The organism is Massilia phyllosphaerae (genome assembly GCF_034659755.1).
GTDB classification, from domain to species: Bacteria; Pseudomonadota; Gammaproteobacteria; order Burkholderiales; family Burkholderiaceae_D; genus Telluria; species Telluria phyllosphaerae.
The window spans coordinates 1,664,257-1,682,323 of record NZ_JAXSQX010000001.1 but is presented as its reverse complement, the minus strand read 5'-3'; the positions used below and the strand labels follow the sequence as shown (position 1 = coordinate 1,682,323).

Annotated in this window: 15 protein-coding genes and 9 tRNA genes; 12 read left to right on the top strand and 12 right to left on the bottom strand. The window is 65.4% G+C overall.

Going from position 1 to position 18,067, the window contains the following annotated elements; genetic code table 11:
- Positions 1-10 precede the first annotated feature (10 nt).
- The 8 genes from U1H99_RS07580 (at position 11) to U1H99_RS07545 (ending at position 6,500) form a co-directional block, all read left to right on the top strand.
- A complete protein-coding gene (locus U1H99_RS07580) occupies positions 11-712 on the top strand; it encodes a YjjG family noncanonical pyrimidine nucleotidase (RefSeq protein WP_323141091.1) in 702 nt (233 codons plus the stop codon).
- 87 nt (positions 713-799) lie between these two features.
- Positions 800-1,012 carry a hypothetical protein gene (locus U1H99_RS07575; RefSeq protein ID WP_323141090.1) on the top strand — a complete coding sequence of 71 codons (213 nt, stop codon included), beginning with the start codon at positions 800-802 and terminating at the stop codon, positions 1,010-1,012.
- A gap of 20 nt (positions 1,013-1,032) precedes the next feature.
- Entirely contained in the window at positions 1,033-2,163 is a 1,131-nt protein-coding gene (locus tag U1H99_RS07570) for a methyltransferase (RefSeq protein ID WP_323141089.1), read from the top strand.
- A 65-nt stretch (positions 2,164-2,228) separates the two neighbouring features.
- Positions 2,229-2,305 (top strand) — tRNA-Met (locus U1H99_RS07565).
- Positions 2,306-2,381: 76 nt separating this feature from the next.
- A complete protein-coding gene (locus U1H99_RS07560) occupies positions 2,382-2,618 on the top strand; it encodes a hypothetical protein (RefSeq protein WP_323141088.1) in 237 nt (78 codons plus the stop codon).
- A gap of 64 nt (positions 2,619-2,682) precedes the next feature.
- Positions 2,683-4,104 carry an ATP-dependent RNA helicase DbpA gene (dbpA, locus tag U1H99_RS07555; protein WP_323141087.1) on the top strand — a complete coding sequence of 474 codons (1,422 nt, stop codon included), beginning with the start codon at positions 2,683-2,685 and terminating at the stop codon, positions 4,102-4,104.
- Positions 4,105-4,296: 192 nt separating this feature from the next.
- A complete protein-coding gene (locus U1H99_RS07550; protein ID WP_323141086.1) occupies positions 4,297-5,991 on the top strand; it encodes a serine/threonine-protein kinase in 1,695 nt (564 codons plus the stop codon).
- 17 nt (positions 5,992-6,008) lie between these two features.
- Complete coding sequence (locus U1H99_RS07545; protein ID WP_323141085.1) at positions 6,009-6,500, top strand: TssQ family T6SS-associated lipoprotein; 492 nt, start codon at positions 6,009-6,011, stop codon at positions 6,498-6,500.
- 11 nt (positions 6,501-6,511) lie between these two features.
- Here U1H99_RS07545 and U1H99_RS07540 read toward each other — a convergent pair whose 3' ends face one another.
- On the bottom strand, positions 6,512-8,110 hold the full coding sequence (locus U1H99_RS07540) for an amidase (RefSeq protein ID WP_323141084.1): 1,599 nt from the start codon (positions 8,108-8,110) through the stop codon (positions 6,512-6,514).
- A gap of 134 nt (positions 8,111-8,244) precedes the next feature.
- Between U1H99_RS07540 and U1H99_RS07535 the strand changes: the two genes are divergently transcribed.
- Positions 8,245-9,411: an acyltransferase family protein gene (locus U1H99_RS07535; protein ID WP_323141083.1), complete on the top strand. Its 1,167-nt coding sequence runs from the start codon at positions 8,245-8,247 to the stop codon at positions 9,409-9,411.
- 78 nt (positions 9,412-9,489) lie between these two features.
- On the opposite strand, the gene U1H99_RS07530 is transcribed toward U1H99_RS07535, so the two are convergent.
- Complete coding sequence (locus U1H99_RS07530) at positions 9,490-10,065, bottom strand: elongation factor P (RefSeq protein ID WP_141833871.1); 576 nt, start codon at positions 10,063-10,065, stop codon at positions 9,490-9,492.
- Between the two features lie 65 nt (positions 10,066-10,130).
- Positions 10,131-11,315 carry an elongation factor P maturation arginine rhamnosyltransferase EarP gene (earP, locus tag U1H99_RS07525; RefSeq protein WP_323141082.1) on the bottom strand — a complete coding sequence of 395 codons (1,185 nt, stop codon included), beginning with the start codon at positions 11,313-11,315 and terminating at the stop codon, positions 10,131-10,133.
- A 376-nt stretch (positions 11,316-11,691) separates the two neighbouring features.
- Here earP and U1H99_RS07520 point away from each other — a divergent pair, with 376 nt between their 5' ends.
- From U1H99_RS07520 to U1H99_RS07510, 3 genes are all read left to right on the top strand, one after another.
- Entirely contained in the window at positions 11,692-13,008 is a 1,317-nt protein-coding gene (locus tag U1H99_RS07520; protein WP_323141081.1) for a hypothetical protein, read from the top strand.
- A 102-nt stretch (positions 13,009-13,110) separates the two neighbouring features.
- Positions 13,111-13,362, top strand: coding sequence for a hypothetical protein (locus tag U1H99_RS07515; protein ID WP_323141080.1), 252 nt, complete (start codon positions 13,111-13,113; stop codon positions 13,360-13,362).
- A gap of 30 nt (positions 13,363-13,392) precedes the next feature.
- A complete protein-coding gene (locus U1H99_RS07510) occupies positions 13,393-15,225 on the top strand; it encodes a S8 family peptidase (protein WP_323141079.1) in 1,833 nt (610 codons plus the stop codon).
- Positions 15,226-15,283: 58 nt separating this feature from the next.
- On the opposite strand, the gene U1H99_RS07505 is transcribed toward U1H99_RS07510, so the two are convergent.
- From U1H99_RS07505 to gltX, 9 genes are all read right to left on the bottom strand, one after another.
- Positions 15,284-15,359: transfer RNA gene (locus tag U1H99_RS07505), tRNA-Glu, on the bottom strand.
- A gap of 52 nt (positions 15,360-15,411) precedes the next feature.
- A tRNA-Glu gene (locus U1H99_RS07500) sits at positions 15,412-15,487 on the bottom strand.
- A gap of 70 nt (positions 15,488-15,557) precedes the next feature.
- A tRNA-Ala gene (locus tag U1H99_RS07495) sits at positions 15,558-15,633 on the bottom strand.
- Positions 15,634-15,705: 72 nt separating this feature from the next.
- A tRNA-Glu gene (locus tag U1H99_RS07490) sits at positions 15,706-15,781 on the bottom strand.
- A 70-nt stretch (positions 15,782-15,851) separates the two neighbouring features.
- A tRNA-Glu gene (locus tag U1H99_RS07485) sits at positions 15,852-15,927 on the bottom strand.
- Between the two features lie 30 nt (positions 15,928-15,957).
- Positions 15,958-16,033: transfer RNA gene (locus U1H99_RS07480), tRNA-Ala, on the bottom strand.
- A gap of 63 nt (positions 16,034-16,096) precedes the next feature.
- Positions 16,097-16,172: transfer RNA gene (locus tag U1H99_RS07475), tRNA-Glu, on the bottom strand.
- 53 nt (positions 16,173-16,225) lie between these two features.
- A tRNA-Ala gene (locus U1H99_RS07470) sits at positions 16,226-16,301 on the bottom strand.
- 187 nt (positions 16,302-16,488) lie between these two features.
- Entirely contained in the window at positions 16,489-17,898 is a 1,410-nt protein-coding gene (gene gltX, locus U1H99_RS07465) for a glutamate--tRNA ligase (RefSeq protein WP_323141078.1), read from the bottom strand.
- Positions 17,899-18,067: the final 169 nt, after the last annotated feature.

Below are 18,067 nucleotides of genomic sequence, written 5' to 3'. Positions count from 1 at the left end.
TACAGTCATCATGAAACACACACTATTCCTGTTCGACCTCGACGACACCCTGCTCGACTTCAAGGCGTCCGAGCAGCGCTCCTTCGCCCTCACGCTGGGAGAACTCGGCATGCAAGGCGACATCGACGCCCTGTTCGCCGACTACCAGGCGATCAACCTGGCTCTCTGGAAAAGCTTCGAGACCGGCGCGGTGTCGAAGGATTTCCTCAAAGTGGAACGCTTCCGCAAGGCCTTTGCCCAGCACCGCCTCGAGCTCGATCCGGAAGCGGCCAGCCGGCTGTACCTGGAATCGCTGTCGAACACCGTGGTGCTGATCGACGGCGCGGTGCGCCTGTGCGCCACGCTGGCCGCCATCGGCGAGGTCGGCATCATCACCAACGGGGTCGAGCAGATCCAGAAGCGGCGCATCGCCAGCTCCGGCCTGGGCGACCACATTTCCTTCGTCGCGACCTCCGAAGCCTGCGGCCATGCCAAGCCGGACAGCCGCTTCTTCCAGTACACGACGGCGATGGCACGCGCCTTTGCGTCGCACGAGACCATCATCGTCGGCGACCGCCTGGATGCCGACATCCTCGGCGCCAACCGCTTCGGCATCGAGAGCTGCTGGTTCAATCCGGACCGGCTGGCCAACGTGTCGGCAGCGGTGCCGACCTGCGAAGTGCACACGCTGCACGACGTGGTGCCGGCGCTGCGCAGCCTGGCGGCAGCCTGACGGAAATCCGGCCGCGGCTGCGCCGGCACCGCGCGTGCCGGTGCTAAAATGCGCGCCTTTCCAGCATCTTCTTTTTTCGGATCCATCATGTCCAAACCCGCCCGCTTCCTGACCTTCAAGTGCGCCAAGTGCGCCAAGCCGGTCAAGGTCCAGCTGCAGAAAGTCTCGGCCTGCTCGCACATCCAGCCCTACCAGGGCATCTGCGACTGCGGCGAAATCAAGCGCCACGCCACCGGCAATCCGGAGGCGGTCAAATCCTTCGTCGAGTCGAACGACCTGCACTGGCACCATCACCATTGAGCGCCGAATTGAGTGCGCAGATGATCCAGTGGATTGAAAACGGCGAGGAGCGCACGGCAAACTGGCGCTCGGAAAGCGGCTGGCCGGCGCCGAAGAACATCGTGCTGGCCGACGACACCATGAACGCCGACACCGCCTACCGGCTGGCGCTGGACGGCACCGGCCTGCTGTGGCGCGGCGACTTCCAGAATGCGCGCCAGCTGTTACAGGCGCTGGTGCGCCGGCTCGACCAGAAGAGCGAGCGCAACAAGCGAAAGCCGGCCAAGCCGGCCGCCACCCTGACCGAACAGTTCCACCGCCATCGCCTGGCCCAGCTGCAACGCGCGCGCCTGCTGGCCATGCTCCTGATCCCGTTCGAGGCCGATTACACGATCCCGCTGCGGCGCGCGGCCGACGTCAAGCAGGCCTGCAACGAAGCCTACGGCGCGGGCACGGAACCCTTCGTGGCCTCGCTGCGCGAGCTGCTGGGCCTGATCGGCGCACATGAATGGCGGCGCAAGGGCGTGTTCATCCCGGCGCTGGACGAGCGCATCCACCCCTGGTACGGCGTGTTCTCGCCTGTGCGCGGCGAATACGTGGAACTGGTCGCGCAGGCGCCCCTGCCCGCGCAGGAGACGCTCGCCTTCGACATCGGCGCCGGCACCGGCGTGCTGTCGGCGGTGCTGGCCCACCGCGGCCTGCAGGGCGTGATCGCCACCGACATGGACGAGCGCGCGCTCGGCTGCGCCCGCGCCAACATCGACCGGCTGGGCCTGGGCGAGCAGGTCGAGGTGGTGCAGGCCGATTTGTATCCGGAAGGCCGCGCCGGCCTGGTGGTCTGCAATCCGCCCTGGCTGCCGGGCAAGCCGAGTTCGGCGATCGAATATGCGATCTACGATCCGGACAGCCGCATGCTGAAGGGTTTCCTGGCCGGCTTGAAAGACCATTTGCTGGCGCACGGCGAAGGCTGGCTGATCCTGTCCGACCTGGCCGAACATCTGGGCCTGCGTTCGCGCGAGCAATTGCTGGCGTGGATCGCCGACGCGGGCCTGGAAGTTGCCGGCCGCCACGACGTGCGCCCGACCCATCCGAAGGCCAGCGATGCCGACGACCCGCTGGCGGCGGCGCGCACGCGCGAAGTGACGTCCTTGTGGCGCCTGCGTGTGGCGTGACGATGATCAGTGCGGAAACTCGATTTGCACCGGCAGGTCGATTGTTATACAATAGCGTTCTCAGACGCGGGGTGGAGCAGTCTGGCAGCTCGTCGGGCTCATAACCCGAAGGTCACAGGTTCAAATCCTGTCCCCGCAACCAGAATTCTTTAAAACCGAGCCCGACTCTTGTAGTTGGGCTTTGTTTTTTGAGCAGTCGTTTTAGTAGTACAGAGCGCATGAGAGACAAGAAAGACAACGCGACCTTCGATTTGCCGGGTTTCGAACCGGCGGGCCAGGACGATGCCGTTGTCCCTCCTCCCGAGCCGAAGCGCGGCGGTCCGCGCCCGCGCCGGATTGCGCTCAAGCAGGAGCAGATTTCGCTGCTCGAAGAAACCGACGCCAGCGGCCTGCCCGTATGGCAGCGCGACCCGAATCTTGACCTGACCGGCCTGCCGATCTGGCAACCGGACTGAGCAACGACAAGGCCTTTACGGCTTTGTCAGGCGCTCTTAACCTGCCGCGCCTGCGGTTGACACCATGACCGATACCGCATTCTCCTCCCTCCAGCTCGATCCGCGCTTCCTGGCCAACCTGACCCAGCTCGGCTATACCCAGATGACGCCGGTGCAGGCATCCACCCTGCCCCTCGCGCTGGCCGGCCGCGACCTGATCGCCCAGGCCAAGACCGGCAGCGGCAAGACCGCCGCCTTCGGCATCGGCATGCTGCTGGGCCTGAATCCGACGCTGTTCGCGGTGCAGGGCATGGTGATGTGCCCGACGCGCGAGCTGGCCGACCAGGTCGCCAACGAGCTGCGGCGGCTGGCGCGCGGCATCGGCAACGTCAAGATCGTGACGCTCACCGGCGGCATCCCGATGCGCCCGCAGATCGCCACGCTCGAATTCGGCGCCCACATCGTGGTCGGCACGCCGGGCCGCATCCGCGACCACCTGCAGCGCAAGACCCTCGACCTGGCGCGCCTGCGCACCCTGGTGCTGGACGAGGCCGACCGCATGACCGACATGGGTTTCTACGACGAGATCGCGGCCATCGTGCGCGAATGCCCGGCGCGCCGCCAGACCCTGCTGTTCTCGGCCACCTACCCCGACGATATCCGCGAAGCCACCGCGCTGTTCCTCAACAATCCGGAAGAAGTCGCGGTCGAGACGCGCCACGTGCCGGCCCAGATCGAGCAGCGCTTCTACGAGATCGGTTTCGAAGGCCGCGAAGAGGCGGCGGCGCGCGTGCTGCGCCACATCCGCCCAGCCTCGGCGATCGCCTTCTGCAACACCAAGGCGCGCTGCCGCGAAGTGGTCGATTACCTGCGTGATAAAGGCTTTGCGGCGCTGGCGCTGTACGGCGAACTGGAACAACGCGAGCGCGACGAGACCCTGGTGCTGTTCGCCAACCGCAGCTGCTCGGTGCTGGTGGCCACCGACGTGGCCGCGCGCGGCATCGACGTCGCCGGACTGGAACTGGTGCTGAACGTCGACGTCTCGAAGGACCCGGAAGTGCACGTGCACCGCGTCGGCCGCACCGGCCGTGCCGGCGAGACCGGCCTGGCGGTGACCCTGTCCGCGCCCAACGAAAAACGCTTCGTGCGCCTGATCGAAGACCTGCAGGGCCAGGCCGCCGAGTGGCATCCGCTGGCCGAACTCGACGACGTCGACGTCCCCGCCGACGAACTGGCCGCACTGGCCCCGATGGTCACGCTATGCTTCGCCGGCGGCAAGAAGGACAAGCTGCGTCCGGGCGATTTGATGGGCGCACTGGCCAAGGATGCCGGCCTGACCAAGGAACAGGTCGGCAAGATCCACATCCTGGAATTCATGAGCTACGTTGCGATCCAGCGTAGCGCAGCCCGCCAGGCCTACCAGGGCCTGAACGCCAACAACCCGCTCGGCACCGATTACGGCAGCGTCAAAGGCCGCAACTTCAAGATGCGTTTCATCGACGTTTAATCATCCTCAAACCGGGGTCAGAGCCCAATTTTGGCAGGTCCACTTAACAATTTTTTGATGCTAAGAATTTTCCAAACATTGTGCTCTGACCCCGAATTTTGTAACAAAAGTAAAAGCCGCGCACGGTTGGAATGATTTCCGGGCGGCAGCTCTGCAGTTCTGGCATCATTTTGCTAAAGGAGCATTAGTAAAATGACCAGCTCAACAACAACCGGGCAAGAGAGGGCGGAAGGCCGCAGCGTCAGGGACATCGTCGAGCATGCGCACGGCGAAGTGACCGAAGCCTGGTGCCGCAAACTCTTCCGCCAGCTGCTGCAGGCCCTCGAACGCCAGTACGCGATGGAGATGCCGCACCGCGTCATCACCGCCGACACCGTCGTGTTCCACCAGAACGGCCAGCCGCTGTTGCTGCCGTCGATCGCCAGCGATCCCGTCCCCACCGAAGCCGACGACCTCACCGCACTCGCCAAGCTGGTCCATTATGCGATCACGCAGGAACTGCTGCCGAGCGGCCCGCTGCACGGCCGCGGTCTCGATGGCTACAGCGAGGCCCTGCTCACGGCGGTCGACCGCTGCATGGACCCCGACCCGGCCCAGCGCCCGCAGACGGTCGCGGAACTGCGCGACATCCTCGGCATCGTGCCGCCGGGGTCGGCGCCACTGCCGCCACCGCCGGCCTTGTCGGAGCTGGCGGACCCGCTGGCTGAACCGGTCCTAGTGGATGAGGCAGCCCCGGCGGCTGAACCTGCCCCAGTGACAGAACCGACCCCGGTGGAAGCTGAGCCGGCCTCGGTGACTGAGCCGCTCCCGCTGCCTGAGCCACCCCCGCTGCCAGAACCGATCCCGACGGCTGAACCAGTCCCAGTAATCGAACCGACTCCGGTGGCTGAACCAGTCCCAATGATCCGACCGGTTCCGGTGATGGAGCCGGCCCGGGTGGTGGCTGAGCCGGCCGCGGTACCTGTGGCAACACCGGTGGCAGAGCCAGTCCCGATGGCTGAACCGGCCCCAGTGGCTGAGCCGGTCGCAGTGACCGAACCCGCCCCGGTTGCCAAGCCGGCCATGGTGCCGGAGCCGCATATCCAGCCGCAGCCGCAAAAGCCACTAGAGGCCGCCATCCCCGCCCACGCCCTGCGCGCCCGCGCGGACGGCAAAGGCAGCGAAAGGCCTGCAACGAGCACCAGCAGCACGCCTGCCGCGGCTGCAGCGCCTGCGGCGACGACCGCGGCACCTACAGCAGCAGCGCCCACCGCGCCGCCGGCCCAGCCCCACGCCGGCACCCACACCGCGGCCCCGCACCGCCGGCCGCGCTGGCCCATCGTCGCGATCCTGGCGGCCATGGTCCTCGTTGGATACGCTCTGCTGCCCAGCAATGCCCCGCATGACCAGCCTGCGCCGGCTGTACTGCAGGACCAGGCCGGCCCCCAGGCCCCCGCAAGTGTCAACATCCCCGCAGCCTCGCCGGACGCCACGACTGCACCCGCGGCACCGGCGGCCGGCCCGGCCCTCCAGCCTGTCCCATCCACTTCAGTACAGAACCCGGGCGCCCTGCCCGCACAGCCGCCGGCAGCGGCAGGTGTCGCCCCTGCTGCAACGCCGGGCATCGTCCCGGCGATGCCTGCCGGCGCCGGCGCCACGGCAAGCGTCGCACCCGGCGCAGCCGCCCCCAACGCCGGCGCCACCTACCAGCTGCACATCCAGCCCTGGGGTACCGTCTACGTGGATGGCGTCGACCGCGGCGTCAGCCCGCCGATCAAGCGCCTGCAGCTGCCCGCGGGACGCCACACGGTCCGCGTGACCAATCCGAATTTCCAGGAACGCGTGCTCGACGTCGACACGTCGGCCGGCGACGGCCGCATCGTCGTCGACTTCAGCGCCGCAGAATGAAAGCGCGCATGATGCCCATGACCACACTCACACGCACACTGCCGACCGCCGCCCTGCTCGCCATCCTGGCGAGCGGCTGCGCCGAGTATCCGATCTTCGACAGCAAGCCGGCCCGCAATGGCAGCCATCCGAAAGCCGTCACGGTGACCGAGCGCTCGCCCAGTCCGCCGGCCCGGCCCAAGGAACGCAGCCGCGAGCGCGAGCGCGATGACGGGCCGAAGGAAAGCGACGGCCTGCGCGAAGGCATCCGCCTGTACGACGAAGGCGATTACAACGGCGCCATCAAGCGCCTGGGCGCGCGCGACCTGAACAACGGCCCGCTGGCGACGCGCCTGACCGCACTCAAGTACACGGCCTTCAGCTATTGCGTGACGGCGCGGCCGGCCCAGTGCCGCCAGGCCTTCGACAAGGCATTGCGCCTCGATCCCTCGTTCGACCTGGCACCCGGCGAACATGGCCACCCGTTGTGGGGGCCGGTGTTCACGAAAGCCAAGCAGGCGGCCGATTAGCTTTGACGTAACTAAGCCTTGACGTTGACCGACGCCGGGAAGGCCGGCGCCCGGCGGTGCAGCGTCGCCTGCTCGTAGGCATACGCCATCCCGATCAGCGTCGCCTCGCTCCAGGCGCCGCCGACAAAGGACAGGCCGACCGGCAAGCCATGCACGTAGCCGGCCGGCACCGTCACGTGCGGGTAGCCGGCCACCGCCGCCGGCGACGAAAAGCTGCCGCCGTAGTGATCGCCGTTGATGTAGTCGGTCAGCCAGGCCACGCCGCCGGTCGGCGCCACCAGCGCATCCAGCTTTTCCTCGCGCATGATCTTGTCGATCCCCTCTTCGCGCGCATAGCGGTGGTTGTTGGCCAGCGCTTCGCGGTAAGCCTTGTCCTGCAGGCCCGGCTTGGCCTGGGCCGCGACCAGGTGTTCCTGGCCGAAGTGCTGCAGCTCGCGCGCCGCGTTCTTTTCGTTGAAGGCGATGATGTCGGCCATGGTCTTGACCGGCGCATGGGCGGCATAGCCGGCCAGCCAGGCTTCCAGGTCGGGGCGGAACTCGCCCAGCAGCACCTCGAGTTCGCTGTCGTTGTACTTGTCGGTGTTCGGCACCTGCACGTCGACCAGGATCGCACCCTGCGCCTTCAGCACCGCCAGTTCCTTCTCGATCAGGGCGTCGATGGCCGTGGCGCTGCCGAAGAAATTGCGCGCCACGCCGATGCGCTTGCCCTGCAGGCCATCCTTGCGCAGGGCGCGGGCGTAGTCGGCGGACTTGCCGCGGCTGGCACCGGTGGCATCGTCCGCCGTGTCGACGCCGCACAGGGCGGTCAACAGCAGCGCGGCGTCGGCCACGCTGCGGGTCATCGGGCCGGCCGTGTCCTGCGAATGCGCGATCGGGATGATGCCGCTGCGGCTGACCAGGCCCAGGGTCGGCTTGATGCCGACGATGCCGCAGGTCGAGGCCGGCGACACGATCGAGCCGTCGGTTTCGGTGCCGATCGCCAGCGTTGCCAGGCTGGCCGCCATCGCCGCGCCCGAGCCGGAGCTGGAACCGCTGGTGTTGCGGTCGAGCGCATACGGATTGCGGGTCTGGCCGCCGCGTCCGCTCCAGCCGCTGACCGAATGGGTCGAGCGCATATTGGCCCATTCGGACAGGTTGGTCTTGCCGAGGATGACGGCGCCGGCCTCGCGCAGCTTTTGCGCGACGTAGGCATCCTTGCTGGCGCGGACGCCGTCCAGCGCCAGCGAACCGGCGCTGATGCTCATCTTGTCCGCGGTCGCGATATTGTCCTTGATCAGCACCGGGATGCCGTGCAGCGGTCCGCGCACTTTACCGGCCTTGCGCTCGCGGTCCAGCGATTCGGCAATTGCCAGCGCATCCGGATTCAGCTCGATCACGGCGCGCAGCGCCGGGCCGGCCTTGTCGATGGCCGCGATGCGCGCCAGATATTGCTGCACCAGGGCTTTCGAACTCAGCTTGCCGGCCGCCATCTGCGCCTGTTGTTCCTGCACGCCCGCCTCGAGGATGGCACTGCCTGCCGCGCTGCCGTTGGCGGCAGCCGAAGCCAGTTGGGCCACACCGGCAGCGGCGCCGGCAGCCACGCCGAGTCGAACGAAATCCCTGCGATCCATGCAATTCTCCGTCAAATAAAATCAAGAATAGCAGTAAAGTTGCCTATGCAACACGAATTAATGCGCTGGCATTTTGTTGCATATGAATATTTTGTCATGCAGAATGTGGAAACGTTCCCACACTTCCTTACCCCATGGCCACCCAGACTGCGTCCACCGGTTTTGCCGACACCAAGCGCCACTATCCGATCCTCGACGGCCTGCGCGGCGTCGCCGCCCTGATGGTCGTGGCTTTCCACCTGTTCGAGGCGCATGCCGCCAGCCGCTTCGTCCAGATCATCAACCACGGCTACCTGGCGGTCGATTTCTTTTTCCTGCTGTCCGGCTTCGTCATCGGCTATGCCTACGACGACCGCTGGCGCAGCATGACAGTCGGCGAATTCTGCAAGCGGCGCCTGATCCGCCTGCACCCGATGATCGTGGTGGCGATGCTGGTCGGCGCCGCGCTGTTCTACTTCCAGCAGGGCGTGCCGTTTCCGAAAATTCAGGACACGCCGCTGTGGCTGATGCTGGCGCTGATGTTCATCGGCATGACGCTGCTGCCGGTGGGCGCGGCGCTGGACGTGCGCGGCTGGGGCGAGATGCACCCGCTGAACGGCCCGGCATGGTCGCTGTTCTATGAGTATGTGGGCAACCTGCTGTACGCCCTGTTCGTGCGCAGGTTTTCCAGGGTGGCGCTGGGCCTGTGCGTGTTCCTGGCCGGCTGCGCGCTGGTGCATCACTGCGTGGCCGGCCCGCAGGGTGACGTGATCGGCGGCTGGTCGCTCGATCCGGCCCAGGTGCGCCTCGGCCTGACCCGCCTGCTGTATCCCTTTTTCGCCGGCCTGCTGTTGTCGCGCGTCGTCAAGATCGGTCGGGTCCGTCACGCTTTCCTGCTGAGCAGCGCGATCGTCGTGGCAACGCTGGCCATGCCGCGCTTCGGCGGCGAACAGGCGGTATGGATGAATGGCCTGTACGAATCGGTCTGCATCATCGCCGTGTTCCCGCTGGTCGTGTACCTGGGCGCGAGCGGCGACGTGCACGAGGGTCCGGCGGCGCGCGCATGTAATTTCCTGGGCGGCATTTCATACCCGCTGTATATCACCCACTACCCTTTCGTGTACGCCTACACGGCCTGGGTCGTCACCAACAAGGTGACGCTGCGCGACGGCGCCCCGGTCGCGCTGGCGACCCTGCTGCTGTGCGTACTGCTGGCCCATGTTTGCCTGAAGTACTACGACATCCCGGTCCGCCGGTGGCTGACGCGGCGCTACATGGGCAAGGCGGCTGCGCCGACCCTGGCGTCGAAGCCCTTGGCATGAACGGCATGCTCATGCGGGCTTGAATGCAAAAAAAACGCTGCCCTCGGGCAGCGTTTTTTCGTAAAGCAGGGATTCGACTTAGTTGCGAACCACGCGCTTGTACTCGGCGGTACGGGTGTCGATCTCGATGGTGTCGTCCTGGTTGACGAACAGCGGCACCGAAATGGTGAATTGCTTGCCTTCGATCGCGTTTTCGATCTTGGCTTCCTTCAGCACGTTGCCCGAAGTGTTGCCCTTGACGGCCGGCTCGGTGTAGACGATCTGGCGAGCGATGGTGATCGGCAGTTCGACCGAGATTGCCTTGCCGTCGTAGAACACGGCTTCGCATTCCATACCGTCTTTCAGGTAGTTGATGGCTTCGCCCATGTTTTCTTCTTCGATCTCGTACTGGTTGTACTCTTCATCCATGAAGACGTACAGCGGGTCGGCGAAGTACGAGTAGGTCACCGGCTTCTTGTCCAGCACGACGACGTCGAACTTGTCGTCGCCGCGGAACACGTTTTCCAGCGGGGCGTTGGTCAGAAGATTCTTCATCTTCCACTTGTAGGTGAAGCCCGTGCGGCTCGAGCCGTTGACGTCGGAGCGCAGCACGATAAACGGCTTTTCATCGACCATGATGATGTTGCCAACACGGATTTCTTTTGCGGGTTTCATAGGAAGTTTTGGATAAAAAATGAGTTGCAGTAATCGAGCATCATACCATGATCCTTACCCGCCGCCTACCGAAGCGACCGGGTGAAATTCAGCAGATTGCTCACCAAGTCGCCGTTCGCCAACATCAGGCCCTGCCAGGTGCTGGCGCGGGCCGACAGCGTCGGCAGTTCGGCTTGCAGTGACCTCCAGAGCGCCGGCCAATCGGCCGCGCGCCCCGCCTGTCGGTCTTCGACGACACCATTCCAGTGCAACGAAAATTCGGCCAGGCTGTCGAGAGGTCCAGCGTCTCCGGTGTATTTTTCCAGGAAAGCACGGAGTTTAACATGATGCAAGTTTTCATCTTGCGGATAAATGTGCCATATGAACGGCCTACCGGCCCATTGCGCGCGTACCCAGGAGTCTTCGCCGCGCACGAGGTTCAGGTCGCATGCCCATAACAGGCGGTCGTAGTCGTGCTGTGACATGAAGGGCACCACGCGCACCGTGAGCCGGCCGCGGGTGGCAACGCTGCCCGGGTGCGGCTCGGTGCCCAGGAAGGCAGCGACCTGGTCGCGCGCGACGCCGTCCGGCACCAGGCACAGCACGTCGCGCTCGCTCTGGCGCCAGGCCTCGAACAACTGTGCCACCGGTGCGTGCGGATAGCAGAACAGGCTGGCCCTGAACGCGGCCGTTTCGCCTGCGGCCACGCCCAGCCCGGCAAGGAAGGCCGCTTGCGCCGCCGGGTCGGCCTGGAAGCGGTCGCGGGCGTCGAGCAGGCTCCCCTCGCGCAGCAGGCCGCCGGTGCTGGAGGTAAACCCCGGGAAAAAGAAATGCTTGGTCAGCTTCAGGCGCGGATGCATCGAGGGAAGCCGGTGGCAGCCCTCGACCCAGGCTTCCGCGCTCAGGCCTTCGTAATTGATCCACACCGGGCGCGGTTCGCGCTGCGCCATCGCGGCCACGTAGCCGGGCGGAATCTCGACGCCGAAGAATTCGATCACGATGTCGGGCACGTCGGCCGCCGTGAAGCTGCCTTCCTGGCCCTGCCAGTGGCGTACCTGCACGCCCTCGACCACCTGCTCGGCGGCTTCCGGGGCCACCGCCGGCCAGATGCGCCGGAAACTGCGCAGATCGTCGACCCACAGTGTCACAGCGATGCCATGTTCGGCCTGGAGCTGGCGCGCCAGGCGCCAGCAGATGCCGATGTCGCCATAGTTGTCGACGACTTTGCAGAAAATGGCCAGCGAAATCGGTGGGATGGGGAGTTGGGACATGCTCGGAACGGGGCCGCTAATATAGAAAGGGAGGGCGCCATTGTAGCGGCTTTCATGAGGTCAAAAGACTGCTTGCCATATCCCCAAGCCTGACAGATGCACCGTCCTGGTGAATCCATGCCAGCAGGCGGTGCAATCACGGTGCACTCTGCGCCATCGCAAGGCACGAAATATCCGGAGTGAATTGCGCACCCGTGCACAAACTTCATCAGGGGCCTCCTGTCCAACAGCCACCTGTAGAAAAGCGGACCGCTCAGGTGGTCTCCGCCGGTGTCGCCGCGTCCGGAGAACTCCAACGCGACGGTCTTTTCCATCGTACGCGTCCGCCGACATCGGAGTCGATGTGCGGCGGCCGCATCCAGACAAGGAGTTGGTCATGAATGAATTTCAGCAGCTCGGCGTTGGACAGCAGGCAGGACAACAATTTCAACCGGAACTCGCGCCGCAGGGGTTCTTCGGCAGCGTATTGGGCGCGCCGCTCGGCGGCCTGATCGGTCGCGGCATCGGCGGCCTGTTCGGCAATGCCCAGCTGGGCAGCCAGATCGGCCAGGCGGCCGGCGGCATCGGCGGCGGCTTCCTGCCGCTGTCGGCCGACCCCTACCAGCAACTGCAGCAGCAGCAACAGCTGCAGCCACTGCAGCAGGGGCAAGGCCAGCTCAGCCCGCAAGGCTGGTTCGGCAATGCCATCAGCCAGTTCGGCGGGCCGCTCGGCGGCCTGATCGGCGGTATCGCCGGCAACCAGCAACTTGGCAGCACCATCGGCGGCATCGCCTCGCAACTGGGCGGCATGCTGCCCTTCTCCGTCGACCCTTACCAGATGCAGCAACTGGCGCAACAACAGGCCCAGCAGGGCCAGCTGGCACCGCAAGGCTGGTTCGGCAGCGCCATCAGCCAGCTCGGCAAGCCCCTGGGCGGCCTGATCGGCGGCCTGGCCGGCAACCAGCAACTGGGCAGCACCATCGGCGGCATCGCTTCGCAACTGGGCGGCATGCTGCCGTTCTCGGCGGGCCCGCAGCAACAGTTCCAGCAGCATCCGCATGTGCAGGCGCTGGTCCAGCAACTGCAGCAGCTGCACCAGATCCAGCAGCAGATCCAGCAACAGCTGCAGCAGCTAGTCCTGCAACAGCAACAGCAGCCGCAGCCTTCACAACAGCAGCCGCAAACCGTGCAGCAGGCAGGCCAGGGCCAGATGGCGCCGCAGGGCTGGTTCGGCAATGCACTGTCGCAATTCGGCCAACCGGTGGGCAGCTTCATCGGCGGCCTGGCCGGCAACCAGCAACTGGGCAACACCATCGGCGGCATCGCTTCGCAACTGGGCGGCATGCTGCCGTTCTCGGTCGATCCCTACCAGATGCAGCAGCTGGCCCAACAGCAGGCCCAACAACAAGCCCAGCAGCAGGCACTGCAGGGGCAGCCGGGCCAGCCGGGCCAGCTCACACCGCAAGGCTGGTTCGGCAATGCCATCAGCCAGTTCGGCCGGCCCTTGGGCGGCTTGATCGGCGGCATCGCCGGCAACCAGCAACTGGGCAGCACCATCGGCGGCATCGCCTCGCAACTGGGCGGCATGCTGCCGTTCTCGGCCGACCCTTACCAGCTGCAGCAACTCGCCCAACAGCAGCAGGGCCAGCAATTGCAGCCGGGGCAGTATCCGGTCTACACCACGCCGCCGGCACAGGGCAATACCGTGCATTGACGGCATATTGACGCCGCCGCGTTGATCTTGCGGCATCGGCGTCGCATTGGAGGCGCATCGGCAACGCCGATGCGCAACGACCCGATCGAGGAGGAGCTCCGCATGCCAAACGCAGCTGAAACCAGCCGCTACATCATCCGCGCCGTCGACGACGGACCGGCGCTCGCCGCCTTCATCGCCAGCCTGCGTGCCGACGCCGCCGTACGGCTGGTCGACACCATCGGGCCGAAGGCGCAACCGCATACCGCGGTGGTGGAAACCGATGCCGCGACGGCGGAGCGGCTCGAACAAACGTTCCGCACTTCCAACCAATTGATGATCGAACCGGACCGTCCGCTGTCGCTGTTCGACTAGCGGCGCCGCATCGATCCGAAAGGAACAGACATGGCCAAAATACCAAACGGCGGGCAGCCGGACGGGCCCAATGGCGCGGAAGGGGCGCCCATCCCGGTCGCCGGCGATCCACCGGGCCGGCGCGTGGGCGAGCGCAAGAAACGCTTCCTGGTCACGCCGCAGCCGGCGCCGGAAGGCCTGAGTCCGTTTGGCCTCAGCCCCTTCGCGCTGGGGTCGCCCGGCGTCCAGCCCCTTACGCTGCAATCAGTCGAGCAGGTCCTGCGTGCCGCCCCTGACATCGAGGTGGTAGGCACGGTGGGCACGGCCGCCACCCGCAGCATCGGCCTGATGGAATCCGGCATGGGCAGCGGCAACCCGGGCGGCACCCTGGTCGCGCGCATGACCGACGACAAGGCGCGCGCCCTGCTCCAGCAAGCCCAGGGCCGGCTGGTGGTCGAACGCGACCAGCACCTGCACCTGCTCGATCCGGTGCCGCGCCACCCTACCCTGGTGAATTCCTTCGCCGCCTACGACGGCCCGCACTTCGATATCGACCTGGTGGTGCTGGGCAAGGACGGCGTGCCGCTGGGCGGCGCCGAAGTCTCGCTGTTCGGCGGCCTGCTGCCGGCCGCCGGTCTGACCGACGACCAGGGCAGGCTGACGCTCACTGTGCACGGCGACTCGCCGCACACGGTCACCGGGCTGTACGTGAAGCCGCGCGCCGACTACTGGAGCTTTTACCAGCGCGATCCCGACCTGGCACCCGGCGAGCCGAACGTGGTCGGCCTGCAGGCGCTGTCCGACTGGCCGCAGATGCCGGGCTTCCCGGGCCGCAGCACGGTCTGCTGGGGCGCGCGCGCAATGCGCCTGGACCAGGTGCCGCCCTCGTTCCGCGGCCAGGGCGTGCGGGTCGCCGTGATCGACTCCGGCGTCGCCACCACACACGCCGACCTGAGCCGCATCCGCGCCGGCTTCGACGTCATCAAGGACAATGACGAGACCTGGAACCAGGACCAGCTGGGCCACGGTTCGCACTGTGCGGGCGTGATCGCCGGCTACGATCCGGCGTTCGGCATCCGCGGCTTCGTGCCCGACGCCGAAATCCACGTCTGCAAGCTGTTCCCCGGCGGCCAGATCAGCCAGCTGATCGAAGCGCTCGAATACTGCATCGAACACCAGATCGACGTGGTCAACCTCAGCCTCGGCGGTACCGGCCCTTCGCCGGCGCTGGAGCAGCAGATCCTGCGCGCGCGGCGGGCCGGCGTCGCCTGCATCGCCGCTGCCGGCAATTCCGGCGGGCCGGTGCAGTATCCGGCGGCCTCGCCCTATGTGCTGGCGGTGGCGGCGGTCGGCAAGATCGACGAGTTCCCGCGCGACAGCTACCACGTCGAGACCATCCACCCGGACGTCGACGCCCAGGGCTTTTTCACAGCCCGGTTCAGCTGCTACGGCCCCGAGGTCGATGTCTGCGCACCGGGCGTTGCCGTGGTGTCGTCGGTACCGCCGAATAATTTCGCCGCCTGGGACGGCACCTCGATGGCGGCGCCGCACGTGACCGGCCTGGCGGCCCTGATGCTGGCGCACCGGCCGGAATTCCAAGGCCAGGGACGGATGCGCTCGGCCGAGCGGGTGGAACAGCTGTTCCGCCTGATCCGCATGAGCGCGCGCCGTGTCAGCCAGGCGGCACCGGCGCGGATCGGCTACGGTTTGCCGGATGCACTGGTCGCACTCGGCCTGGCGCCGGGCGTGAACCAGCAAGCCTTCGAGTCGATGCTGGGTTCGCTGATGGGAACGATGCCGATGGCGCCGGCCGCCGTGCCGCCGATGGCGATGGGCGCGCAGCAGAGAACAGGGCCGATCACGCCCTTTGGTTTTGGCTGGTAGAAAATGAAAAACCGGAGCACCTCGACGCGCATGCGCGTTGGTCTGCTCCGGCTTTAACTGGCGTCCCCACGGGGATTCGAACCCCGGTACTCACCGTGAAAGGGTGATGTCCTAGGCCTCTAGACGATGGGGACCTAAAACTGTTTTACTGCGTACAGCGCATGCACTGTACTACTGCCACATTCCTGGCGTCCCCACGGGGATTCGAACCCCGGTACTCACCGTGAAAGGGTGATGTCCTAGGCCTCTAGACGATGGGGACCCTGAACTACCGATAACGTCAACTTGCGGGCCAGAGCCCAACCGATAACATCGGGCTCTGACACTTTATTTGGTGGAGGTAAGCGGGATCGAACCGCTGACCTCTTGCATGCCATGCAAGCGCTCTCCCAGCTGAGCTATACCCCCCAACACTTCTCATGCCTCGACAACTGCATCAATAAAAAAGCCGCTTCAAGGCGGCTCCTTGCGATGCGTGTCTGGCGTCCCCACGGGGATTCGAACCCCGGTACTCACCGTGAAAGGGTGATGTCCTAGGCCTCTAGACGATGGGGACCTAAAACTATTTACTGCATCGGCGCCGCTCGCTGGGTGGCGGCATCGACAACGACTGATTACCAAAATCTTGGCGTCCCCACGGGGATTCGAACCCCGGTACTCACCGTGAAAGGGTGATGTCCTAGGCCTCTAGACGATGGGGACCCTGGACTGCTACGACTACCTTCTGAAACTTGGTGGAGGTAAGCGGGATCGAACCGCTGACCTCTTGCATGCCATGCAAGCGCTCTCCCAGCTGAGCTATACCCCCGTTTCAGAGAGACAGTATCATAACATACTGTTTTTACTTCATGCAGCGCCGTTTTCACAACACTGGCGTCCCCACGGGGATTCGAACCCCGGTACTCACCGTGAAAGGGTGATGTCCTAGGCCTCTAGACGATGGGGACCTTGAACTACCGATACTACCTGTTACCTGCCATTTACTGCACACTTCAGAACGTGGTGGAGGTAAGCGGGATCGAACCGCTGACCTCTTGCATGCCATGCAAGCGCTCTCCCAGCTGAGCTATACCCCCGCAGCGCTGAAGTGCGAGCATTATAGGGGATAGACTTGCATTACGCAAATAGCTTGAAAGCTCTTTAAAGACACTATGCAAAACCGTCGCGAGCGGCAGCAATGTCGTCCGAGAAGCGCAGCTGTACGAAAGTACAGCGAGCATCGCAGGACGACAGTGCAACGCGCAGCAGGTTTGGCATGGTGTCTTACAGCCCTTTTTGCACGCGTGCCACCACCACGTCGCGGCCGAACAGTTCCAGCACGGCGTCGATCGCCGGCGTCTGCAACTGGCCGGTGACGAGCAGGCGCAGCGGCATGGCCAGTTGCGGCATCTTCAAGCCGTTCGCCGCCAGCACTTCCTTCATCATGGCCGACAGAGCTGACTTGGTCCATTCCACGGACTGCAGCTTTTCCGCGAACTGGGCCAGGGCCGGACGCACGGCATCGGTCAGGTGCTGCGCCAGCAGCGCCTGGTATTCCGCGTTCGCGGGATTCGGCGTGCGGTAGAACAGCATCGCCGCATCGGCCAGTTCATTGATGGTGTTGGTGCGCTCCTTCATCAGCGCCAGCACGCTGGCCAGCGGCGGCGCACCTTCGAAGACCGCGCCTGCCATCTTCGGACGCGCCAGTTCGGCCAGGCGTTCGTTGTCGGCCTGCTTGATATAGTGATTGTTAAGCCAGGCCAGCTTTTCCGGGTTGAACTGGGCCGCCGACGCGGTCAGGTGTTCCAGGTTGAACCACTCGGTAAATTGCTCCATCGAGAAGATCTCGTCGTCGCCGTGGCTCCAGCCCAGGCGCGCCAGATAGTTGAGCATCGCTTCCGGCAGGAAGCCCTGCTCCGGATACTGCATCACGCTGACGGCGCCGTGGCGCTTCGACAGCTTCTGGCCGTCCGGGCCCAGGATCATCGGCAGGTGGCCGTACTGCGGCAGTTCGGCGCCGAGCGCGCGCAGGATATTGATCTGGCGCGGCGTATTGTTCACGTGGTCGTCGCCGCGCAGCACGTGGGTGATCTTCATGTCCCAGTCGTCGACCGACACGCAGAAGTTATAGGTCGGGGTGCCGTCGGGACGCGCGATGATCAGGTCGTCCAGTTCCTTGTTGGCGATCGTGATCGGGCCCTTGACCACGTCGTGCCAGGTGACTTCGCCATCCAGCGGGTTCTTGAAACGCACCACCGGCTTCACGCCCGCCGGGACTTCCGGGAGCACCTTGCCCGGTTCCGGACGCCATGTGCCGTCGTAGCGCGGCTTTTCGCCAGCGGCGCGCATGCGTTCGCGCATGGCTTCGACTTCTTCCGGCGAGCAGTAGCACAGATAGGCGGTGCCGGCTTCCAGCATGCCCTTCACCACCTCACGGTAGCGGTCCATGCGCTGCATCTGGTAGAACGGGCCTTCGTCGTGGCTCAGGCCCAGCCACTGCATGCCGTCCAGGATGGCCTGCACTGCTTCCGGGGTCGAGCGCTCCAGGTCGGTGTCTTCGATACGCAGGATGAAGGTGCCGCCGAAGTGGCGCGCGTAGGCCCACGAATACAGTGCGGTGCGGGCGCCGCCGAGATGGAGATAGCCGGTCGGGCTGGGAGCGAAACGGGTACGGACGGGGGTACGGACGGTCATGGTCGAAACGGATAAGTGACGGCGGCTCGGCACAGGTAGAGCCTGCGGGCGCGGCGTCGTGTTATTGGTCAGGCAGTTATTTTACAGCCTACCTCCCCGGCTGGGCGTAACGACGCTCCAACCCCATTGCTGCCGAACACCGATAATTTCAATAATTACTTTACAGAAA

Coding starts and splice junctions, on each gene's coding strand:
- U1H99_RS07580 (WP_323141091.1), top strand. CDS start 11: ATGAAACACACACTATTCCTGTTCGACCTCGACGACACCCTGCTCGAC.
- U1H99_RS07575 (WP_323141090.1), top strand. CDS start 800: ATGTCCAAACCCGCCCGCTTCCTGACCTTCAAGTGCGCCAAGTGCGCC.
- U1H99_RS07570 (WP_323141089.1), top strand. CDS start 1,033: ATGATCCAGTGGATTGAAAACGGCGAGGAGCGCACGGCAAACTGGCGC.
- U1H99_RS07560 (WP_323141088.1), top strand. CDS start 2,382: ATGAGAGACAAGAAAGACAACGCGACCTTCGATTTGCCGGGTTTCGAA.
- dbpA (WP_323141087.1), top strand. CDS start 2,683: ATGACCGATACCGCATTCTCCTCCCTCCAGCTCGATCCGCGCTTCCTG.
- U1H99_RS07550 (WP_323141086.1), top strand. CDS start 4,297: ATGACCAGCTCAACAACAACCGGGCAAGAGAGGGCGGAAGGCCGCAGC.
- U1H99_RS07545 (WP_323141085.1), top strand. CDS start 6,009: ATGACCACACTCACACGCACACTGCCGACCGCCGCCCTGCTCGCCATC.
- U1H99_RS07540 (WP_323141084.1), bottom strand. CDS start 8,110: ATGGATCGCAGGGATTTCGTTCGACTCGGCGTGGCTGCCGGCGCCGCT.
- U1H99_RS07535 (WP_323141083.1), top strand. CDS start 8,245: ATGGCCACCCAGACTGCGTCCACCGGTTTTGCCGACACCAAGCGCCAC.
- U1H99_RS07530 (WP_141833871.1), bottom strand. CDS start 10,065: ATGAAACCCGCAAAAGAAATCCGTGTTGGCAACATCATCATGGTCGAT.
- earP (WP_323141082.1), bottom strand. CDS start 11,315: ATGTCCCAACTCCCCATCCCACCGATTTCGCTGGCCATTTTCTGCAAA.
- U1H99_RS07520 (WP_323141081.1), top strand. CDS start 11,692: ATGAATGAATTTCAGCAGCTCGGCGTTGGACAGCAGGCAGGACAACAA.
- U1H99_RS07515 (WP_323141080.1), top strand. CDS start 13,111: ATGCCAAACGCAGCTGAAACCAGCCGCTACATCATCCGCGCCGTCGAC.
- U1H99_RS07510 (WP_323141079.1), top strand. CDS start 13,393: ATGGCCAAAATACCAAACGGCGGGCAGCCGGACGGGCCCAATGGCGCG.
- gltX (WP_323141078.1), bottom strand. CDS start 17,898: ATGACCGTCCGTACCCCCGTCCGTACCCGTTTCGCTCCCAGCCCGACC.